Origin of the sequence: Micromonospora sp. ALFpr18c, assembly GCF_008868155.1 — a bacterium.
In the GTDB taxonomy this organism is placed as follows: domain Bacteria; phylum Actinomycetota; class Actinomycetes; order Mycobacteriales; family Micromonosporaceae; genus Micromonospora.
The window spans coordinates 20,802-28,024 of record NZ_WBKR01000069.1 but is presented as its reverse complement, the minus strand read 5'-3'; the positions used below and the strand labels follow the sequence as shown (position 1 = coordinate 28,024).

The 7,223-nt window shown below is 73.5% G+C and carries 5 protein-coding genes and 1 pseudogene; 2 read left to right on the top strand and 4 right to left on the bottom strand.

The window, feature by feature from the left end:
- Positions 1–342 (top strand): hypothetical protein (locus tag F8271_RS14800; protein ID WP_225854550.1); only part of this gene is annotated, 342 nt, incomplete at its 5' end.
- A gap of 68 nt (positions 343–410) precedes the next feature.
- Here F8271_RS14800 and F8271_RS14795 read toward each other — a convergent pair.
- On the bottom strand, positions 411–1,703 hold the full coding sequence (locus tag F8271_RS14795; protein WP_151490350.1) for a phosphodiester glycosidase family protein: 1,293 nt from the start codon (positions 1,701–1,703) through the stop codon (positions 411–413).
- A 95-nt stretch (positions 1,704–1,798) separates the two neighbouring features.
- Positions 1,799–2,038, bottom strand: a pseudogene (locus F8271_RS14790) (DUF664 domain-containing protein); the annotation flags it as partial.
- Between the two features lie 76 nt (positions 2,039–2,114).
- On the opposite strand from F8271_RS14790, the gene F8271_RS14785 reads away from it, so the two are divergent.
- On the top strand, positions 2,115–5,294 hold the full coding sequence (locus F8271_RS14785; protein WP_151490349.1) for a BTAD domain-containing putative transcriptional regulator: 3,180 nt from the start codon (positions 2,115–2,117) through the stop codon (positions 5,292–5,294).
- Position 5,295: 1 nt separating this feature from the next.
- On the opposite strand, the gene F8271_RS14780 is transcribed toward F8271_RS14785, so the two are convergent.
- The gene (locus F8271_RS14780) at positions 5,296–6,123 is read right to left on the bottom strand and encodes an ABC transporter permease (protein WP_151490348.1); all 828 of its coding nucleotides are present in this window, start codon (positions 6,121–6,123) and stop codon (positions 5,296–5,298) included.
- Positions 6,120–7,100 carry an ATP-binding cassette domain-containing protein gene (locus tag F8271_RS14775; protein ID WP_151490347.1) on the bottom strand — a complete coding sequence of 327 codons (981 nt, stop codon included), beginning with the start codon at positions 7,098–7,100 and terminating at the stop codon, positions 6,120–6,122. The genes F8271_RS14780 and F8271_RS14775 overlap by 4 nt, the downstream gene beginning before the upstream one ends.
- Positions 7,101–7,223 lie beyond the last annotated feature (123 nt).

Sequence of the window (7,223 nt, the reverse complement as noted above, 5' to 3'; positions counted from 1 at the left end):
TGGAGGGGTTCGGCGGGGCCGGCAAGACGGTCGTCGCACGGCGGCTCGGTCAGGCCGGGCAGGCGGGTGCCGGTCGCCGACGTGCGCCACCTGATCGTGGAGGGTGTGTCCGCGTACCACGACGAGCTGTGGCCGTACTACGACCACCGGATCTGGGTCGACGCGTCGATGGACGTCGCCCGGGAGCGGGCCCGGCGTCGAGACCTGCGGCGGGGCATCTACGACCGGGACCTGTGGGATGCGTGGGAACGCTCGGAAATCAGCTACCGGGCCAAGCATCGGCCGCATCTGACGTGCGACATCGTGTACGACAATGGTCTCGACCGCGCCGACTTTCGCTGAGTGAGCCGCCACAGAACGGCCGGCACCTCGTCCGGTGCCGGCCGCCCCCGAGTGTCGATGTCGGACGGTCAGCTACCGCCGTGGTAGCGGCCCGGCACGTAGACGAGCGCGTCACCGACGGCCCGCTCCGCCCCACTCGGCTGGTTCACCAGTGCGCCCTGTGCGGCCATGGCGGTGGAGCCGCCGCCGTCGAGGTTGACGGCGTCGTCCATGCCGAGCGCCTGCGCGACGGCGGCCGTCTCGTCGAGGGTGGTGCCGACGCTGGTCACCTGGCGACCGTCGATGGTGGCGAGCACGATCTTTCCGTCCCGGGTCGTGCCGGCGATGGTGCGGGGGTTGCGGGCGAAGAAGCTGTCGGAGCCGCCGTCGGGCACGACGATCTGACCGTCGGCCGTCAGCGGGTACCGCCCGTTCACGCCGAACAGCCCGGGCCGCAGCGCCAGCTTGCGTCCCCGCTGGTCGGTCAGCGTCGACGACCGGTCCAGGCATCCCCGTCCGGCCACGGCGAGCAGGGTGGCGGCGTCGCGGCCGGTGGCCTGCAGCGACGTCTGGCCGGTGGCGAGCGCGGTGCCACGGCTGGTCGCGGTGCGCACCACGCAGCCGAGCTGGTTGAGGACGACCTCGACGCCGGCGCCGGACGGGGTGGCCGCGTCGAACTCGGGGGTGAACTGGACGACGTCACCGGGCTCGGCGCAGAGGGTCTGGTCGACCAGTGTGGCGCAGGCGGCGGGGATCACCGGGGGGTGGTTGACGAACTCCAGCGGCAGGACGGCGTTGGTCCGCCGGTTCCGTACGCTGCCCGACCACGTCAGCTTCCCGGTCAGCGCCCGGTTGGTGGTGGCGTCGACCACGAAGTTGACCTCACCCGGCTCGGCGGTGGGCTCACTGAGCAGCTTCCCGCCGTACAGGCCCAGGCCGACGGGGTCGCCGGGGTAGAGCTGGCTGGCGGTGAACGTGAAGAAGGAGGCGTTGACGCCGGCCAGGGCGCCGGAGTCGCGTACCAGGTCGGTGGTCTTCTCGACCTGCCCGAGGGTCGGGCCGTACGTCGCCCTCAGGTGCCCGCGTGCCCGGCGCGGGTCGATGGTGAGCACGTTCACCACCCACGGACCCCGGGTGGTGGTGTTGATCTGGTCGGCCGGTGCCGGGTCGGTCCCGCGCACGATGCGGGTGAGGGTCACGCCGTCGGCGAGGGTGCGGCTGGTGGTGACCTGCGTCAGGTCGCTGTCACCGATCGGCAGGGTGACGCCGGCGGCATCGGCGCGGGCACCCGGAGCGACGGCGAGCGCCACCGCGGCGAGCGTGGCCGCGGCGAACGCTCCCGCGCGGCGGAGGCCGGACAGGCCAGGAGGGGAAACAGTCATGGCCTGATCGTCGCGGCGGCACCGAAGCACGTACCGGACAGAAACTGACAACCAGTCGAACTGTGGTGAAAGGACTTATCCGCAGCGGACCCGGCTCACTGCCCGGTACGGCCGTCGACGCACTCGCGCAGCAGGTCGGCATGGCCGGCGTGCCGGGCGTACTCCTCGATCAGATGCACGAGGACATCGCGGACGCTGACCGAGCCGTCACCGAACGGCACCTCACGCCCCAGGTCGTCCTCGTCGAGCCACCTGTCGGCCGCGGCGATCTCCCTCCGCCACGCGGCGAACGCCTCCTCGACGACGGCCGGGTCGCCGACCGCGCCGGTGAAGTCCGCGTCCGGGTCGACACCCGCCGATCAGGCGCGGGTTGCCGGCCACCCCGTGGTGCGGGTGGGGGATGCTGGGTCCGTGCAGATCACGATCCTCGGCCCGCTCGCCGTCAACGGTCGACCGGTCCGGGGCGAGCGGCTCGCGGCGGTGGTGCGCGCGCTGGTCGACGCGCGCGGGCGGGCGGTCTCCACCGCGCTGCTCGTCGAGGCCGTGTGGGACGGCACGCCGCCGGACGACGCGACCGGCGCGGTGCAGGCGCTGGTGTCCCGGGTACGCCGGCTCGGGCTGCCCGTCGGCGCGGTGCCGGGGGGCTACCGGCTGCCGGTCGACGAGGTCACCGTCGACGCGGTCGAGGCGCGGGTCCTCGTCGACCGGGCGACCGCCGCCCTCCGCTGCGGGGACGTCCATGCCGCGCGAGGGTCGGCCGACCAGGCGCGGGCGTTGTTCCCCGAGGTCCCGGAGCTCGACGCGGCCGAGGACGTCCGCCTCCTCGCGGACGTGGCCGCGCTGCGTGCGCGGGCGGCGCTCGACGGCGCGGGGCCGTTCGACGAGGCGGACCTGCGCCGGCTTGTCGCGCGCACCCCGCCGGACGAGCCGTCGGCCGCGCTGCTCGTCCGGGTGCTCGCCGCCCAGGGCCGCGACGCCGAGGCGTTGGAGGTGATCGAACGGCTGCGCGGCGAACTGGCCGACCGGTACGGCACCGACCCGTCGCCGGTGATCACAGACGTCCACCTGGCGCTGCTGCGCGGCGAACTCACCGCCCCGGCCGTCGCGACGCCACCCCGGCAACCGGCACGGATCACGCTGCCCACCGCGTGGCGCCGGTCCCTGACCACCCTCGTCGGCCGGGAGCGTGACGTCGAAGCCGTCGCCGGCGCGCTCACCGAGACGGCGCTGGTGACGATCGTGGCGACCGGCGGGGCCGGCAAGACCCGCCTCGCCGCCGAGGTGGCGAGGCGCGCGGCGGCGGCCGGGCAGGCGGTACGGGTGATCGAACTCGCCGGTGTGCGGTCCCCCGAGGAGGTGCTGCCCACGGTGCTCGCGGCGCTTGGCGGCGCGGACACCTCGGCGACCGGCGGCAACCTGGGCCTGGAACGGCGGGTCCTCAACCCGGAGGAGCGCCTGCGCGCCGTCGCCCCAGACCTCGACGGGCTGGTGGTGCTGGACAACTGCGAGCACGTTCTCGACGCGGTGGCCACCGTCGTCGCGGACCTGGTCGCGGTGACGTCCCCGGAGGTCGCGGTGCTCGCGACGAGCCGTGCCCCGCTGGGTCTGGCCGGCGAACTGGTGCACCGGCTGACCGCGCTGCCGGACGCCGACGCGCTCGCGCTGATCCAGTCCCGGGCACGAGCCGGCGGCGCGGTACCGACCTGGGACACCGGACGGGCGCTCGCCCTGTGCCACCGGCTCGACAACCTGCCGCTGGCGCTCGAACTGGCCGCCGCGCGACTGCGGAGCATGCCGATCGACGACGTGCTCGCCGGCCTGACCGACCGGTTCGCGCTGCTCGACGACGCGCTGCGCGGCCTGCCGGAGCGGCACGCGAGCCTGTGGGCGATGGTCGACTGGAGCCGCGAACTGCTCGCGCCCGACGACCGTGAGCTGCTCCAACGGGTGGCGGTCATCCCCGCCGCGTTCACCGCGGACCTCGCCGCCTCGGTCGCGCGGACCCCGCACGTACGACGTGGTCTGGCCACGCTCGTCGAGCAGTCCCTGCTGACCCTGGTCGAGGGGGACGGCCCGCCCCGCTACCGGATGCTGGAGACCGTCCGCGAGTACGGGGAGGCCCGCCTCGACGCGGCCGGCGACCGGGAGCTGGCCATGGCCGGCCTGGTCGGGTGGGCCCGGCCGGAGGCGACGGCGCTCGCCGACCGGTTCGTCGGCCCCGCCCAGGTCGAGGCGTTCGCCCGGTGCGCCGCCGAGCAGGACAACCTGGTCGCGGCCCTGCGCTGGTCGCTCGTGACCGACGACGAGCCGGCCTCGATCGACGTCGCCGCCGCGTTGTTCCACCTCTGGACGGTGCGCGGCCTGCACCTGGAGGTCCTCGGCTGGGTGCGGGGCCTGCTGCACGTCGATGACCCGCAGCGACGGCGACGGTCCGCGATCCTGCACGGCCGGTCCGCGGGGCGGCCGCTGCCCGACGCCGACCGGCTCGCCCGTACCTGTCTGCTGGTCGGGGTCAACGCCGGCATCAGCGGTGAGCTTCGGCTCGCCGTGCTTGCCCGCCGCGCGATGCGGACGGTCCTCGCCGAACGGCCCACCGAGGTGTCGGCCCGGCAGACCGCGCTCGCGTCGGCGTTGCCGAAGTTCGACACGTCCGACCCGGAGCAGAGCATGAAGAGCGCGGCCGAACTGATCGATCACCCGGACCCGTACGTGCAGGGGCTCGGACTGTTCGCCCGGGCCGCCATCCGGGAGAACGGTGGCATGCCCGAGGCATCGGTGGTCGACGCCGAGCAGGCGTACCGCCGTTTCGAGGTGGCCGGTGACCACTGGGGGATGGCGATGGCGGCGGGAGCCGTCGGACAGTTCCTCATCCCGCGCGACGATGCGCGGTCGACCGACTGGCTGGCGCGCAGCATCCGACACATGGAACTGGTCGGCGCCGTGCAGGACGCCCGCTCGATCCGGGTCCGGCTGGACGTGCAACTCGCCCTGGCCGGCGACCGGGAGGCCGAGCGGCGACTGGTCGACACGGCGACGCCGGGCGAGGCCGAGGAGGTGGATGCCGCCCAGGCGCGGCTCGGCCTGTCGCACCTCGCCTGGCAGCGCGAGCGTTACGACGAGGCCCTCGCCCACGCCGAGGAGGTGACCCGGATCCTGAACCGGTGGACGGACGGGCCGCCGCAGCCGCGGGTCATCCTCCGGGTCGCGGTGGCCGTCCTGCATCTGCGCCTGGCGCAGGTGCGGCCGGGCACCGAAGCGGACGCCAGCGCCCTGCCCGCGGCGATGCTGACGCTGAGCCGGGACGAGGCGTTCGCCTCGAAGGACCTGCCGGTGATCGGGGCGTGGGCTCTCGGCGGCGCCGAACTCGCGGCGCACCGCGGGGACGTCGCTGCCGCACGCGAGCTGTTCGCGCTCGGAACGCGCATCGGCAGTCACGTGGGTGCGTTCTTCCCACCCGGCAACGGCGAACGGCTCACCGCCGTCCTCGGGAGCGAGGAGCAGCGTGAGCCGTTGCTGGCCGCGTGGCGCGAGCGGCCGGGTGCCGTGGTGGTCGCCCGCATCCGCGAACTGATGGGAGACCTGCTCGCGTAGGTCAGATCTTCTTGCGGTACGCGCGCAGCGCCAGCGGCATGAACACCGCCACGAAGCCCGCACACCAGGCGAGGGTCCACCACACGTGCCCGTCGAGCGGGGTGCCGAGGAACAGCCCGCGTACCGCCGCCACCAGGTGGGTCATCGGGTTGACGTCGACGAAGGCCTGCATCCAGCCCGGCAGGGTGTCGGCGCTGACGAACACGTTGGACGCGAAGCTCAACGGCATGATCAGCGCGAACATCAGGCCCTGCACGGCGCCCGGGGTGCGTACCTTCATCGACACGTAGACCGGCAGCCAGCTCAGGCAGAGCGCGAACAGCACGGCGAGCACGCAGCCGGCGATCGCCCGCAGCGGGTCGGTGTCGATCCGGAAACCCATCAGGTAGCCGATGGCGAGGGTCGACACCGTGACGATCACGTACCGGACGACGTCGCCCAGGACCGCGCCGACCAGCGGCGCGGAGCGGGGGATCGGCAGCGAGCGGAACCGGTCGAAGATGCCCTTGGCGATGTCGGTGTTGAGGTTGACGCCGATCGCGATGGCGCCGGTGGCGATGGTCTGCGCGAGGATTCCGGGCAGCAGGAACTGCAGGTAGTCGTGGGTCGATCCGGCGACCGCGCCGCCGAAGATGTACACGAAGATGACGAGGAACAGCACCGGTTGCAGCGTGACGTCGATCAGCGCCTCGGGCGTACGCCAGGTCTTGATGAGGCTGCGCTTGGCGAGCGCGAGGGAGTGCCGCACGAGCCGGAACGGTCGCGGGTTCGGGGCGGCCGTGGACAGGACGGGGCTCGCCGTGGGTGGTGTGCCGACCAGGGTGCTCATGCCGCGACCTCCGTGCGGTGGGTGGTGTCGTCCTCGGATGCCGTACGCCCGGTGAGGGTGAAGAACACCTCGTCGAGACTCGGCAGGTGCAGGGAGAGTTCGGTGACCGCGATGCCGGCGGCGGCGAACCGCGCGACGCTCGCGGTCAGGGCCCGGTCGTCGGTGACCGGCACCGCGAGCACGCCCTTGCGGATCTCGTCGGCCTGCCCGCCGGAGCCGACCTCGGACAGGATCGCCGCGATCCGGGGCAGGTCCGCGAGGTCGGACGGGCGGACCTCGAGGGTCTGCCCGCCGACCACCCGCTTGAGCCCTTCCGGGGTGTCGTGGGCGATGACCCGGCCGTGGTCGATCACCGTGATCGCGTCGGCGAGCGCGTCGGCCTCCTCCAGGTACTGCGTGGTGAGCAGCACCGTCGAGCCGTTGGTGACCAGCGACCGGACCACGTCCCACATGTCCTCGCGCTTGGCCGGGTCGAGGCCGGTCGTCGGCTCGTCCAGGAAGATCACATCCGGTGATCCGACCAGGCTGGCGGCCAGGTCGAGCCGGCGGCGCATGCCGCCGGAGTAGGTCTTGGCCTGCCGGTTGGCGGCGTCGGTCAGGTCGAACCAGCCGAGCAGTTCGGCGGCCCGCCGACGGGCGCCGGCGCGGCCCAGCTCCAGCAGCGTCCCGAACAGTTCCAGGTTCTGCCGGCCGGTCAGGTCCTCGTCGACCGAGGCGTACTGACCGGTGAGGCCGATGCTCTGCCGGACCCGCTCGGCGTCGCGGACGACGTCGAAGCCGCCGATCCGGGCGGTGCCGGAGTCCGGGGTGAGGAGCGTGGAGAGGATACGCACGGCGGTGGTCTTGCCGGCGCCGTTGGGGCCGAGCACCCCGAGCACCGTTCCGCGGGGTACGGCGAGGTCGACGCCCTGCAGCGCCCTCGTCTTCCCGAAGTGCTTGACGAGGCCCTCGGCCTCGATCACCAGATCAGCTGTCATGTCGCACAGCGTGCGCCAACCGCCTGACATGGCACTGACAGGGCACCGACACGCCCCCGAGAAGGCCGCCGGGGCCTTTCCCGCAGCGGGTCTGTGCCGAGGTCAGCCGCAGGTCGGCCCTGC

Excerpts from the sequence above, each read along its gene's own strand:
- F8271_RS14795 (WP_151490350.1), bottom strand. The coding sequence starts at position 1,703 with ATGACTGTTTCCCCTCCTGGCCTGTCCGGCCTCCGCCGCGCGGGAGCG.
- F8271_RS14780 (WP_151490348.1), bottom strand. The coding sequence starts at position 6,123 with ATGAGCACCCTGGTCGGCACACCACCCACGGCGAGCCCCGTCCTGTCC.
- F8271_RS14775 (WP_151490347.1), bottom strand. The coding sequence starts at position 7,100 with ATGACAGCTGATCTGGTGATCGAGGCCGAGGGCCTCGTCAAGCACTTC.